1 protein-coding gene and 1 pseudogene are annotated in these 910 nt (G+C 31.8%); both read right to left on the reverse strand.

Going from position 1 to position 910, the window contains the following annotated elements; genetic code table 11:
* A pseudogene (locus B494_RS21375) lies at window positions 1–103 on the reverse strand (nucleoside triphosphate pyrophosphohydrolase family protein); the annotation flags it as partial.
* Window positions 104–781: 678 nt separating this feature from the next.
* The gene (locus tag B494_RS21665; RefSeq protein WP_420884333.1) at window positions 782–907 is read right to left on the reverse strand and encodes a MazG-like family protein; all 126 of its coding nucleotides are present in this window, start codon (window positions 905–907) and stop codon (window positions 782–784) included.
* Window positions 908–910: the final 3 nt, after the last annotated feature.

Raw genomic sequence — 910 nt, forward strand, 5'->3', positions numbered from 1 at the left:
TTCTCCATTGAAAGTTCTCCAGTAATTCTGCTGCTTCTAGTGATAAGGAAAGAGCAAGATCCTTTGGGTTATGAAATTGCCGCCAATCACGCTTCTCTCTAAATAATCAATATGGTAGAGAATTCAGTGAGTGCAAATGTGACAAAATCCATCATTTCACTACCCTAACTTGCGTTGAACAAGTTTTGAATTTACTCTTTTATTGTACTATGTGCATAGCGCCATTATTACCGTCAAGTATTTGTCGATCGCCGACTACTAAGTTTAAGAACCATGCATGTCGCTAACTTATTTAGCGGGTCTTAGTTTTAAAAATAACAGCACGACGATCTTACTAAATGTAAGTGCTATACTTACTAAAACTATAATTGGTACACAGTATATAATGAGAATAATGTAATTATAATCACCAGTTATTTTTATATTAATATAAACGTAAAATATATTTAGAGTGATTAAAGAAAACGGATTCAAAGAGTCAACGCCCCAATGAATAAGGAACTTTGGGTATTTCAAACACAAAAAATTTAAACCTAGATAAGTAATAATAGTAATAGAAATTGCTATTGCGATAAGAACGTCCATATAAACAGCCTTTCTGAAAAAAATAATTCATCAACATTAATAGGTGTACGATTTATATTAAATTAAAAGTGTAGGTCGATAAAAAGCCGACATATATATTGTGATAAAAAGCATTTTATCGGTATTGAAATTATTGATCGTATAGGGTATCGTCAACATCAAAGACAATCGATTTCATAGCTGTATCCCTTCCGAATTAAGATAGATCACTATATTTTTTTTTACTGCCCTTCGCTTTATCAATCGGATATTTCTGATTATTCTTCTCCAGCTTTGCTTTAATAATGGTTTCTAAGTCGAGTTCTAGATCTGAACAAAGCATAAG

This window comes from Amphibacillus jilinensis Y1 (assembly GCF_000306965.1).
Lineage (GTDB): Bacteria > Bacillota > Bacilli > Bacillales > Amphibacillaceae > Amphibacillus_C > Amphibacillus_C jilinensis.

What these genes read in the sequence shown, in the direction of transcription:
- B494_RS21665 (WP_420884333.1), bottom strand. Translation starts at nt 907, where the DNA reads ATGCTTTGTTCAGATCTAGAACTCGACTTAGAAACCATTATTAAAGCA.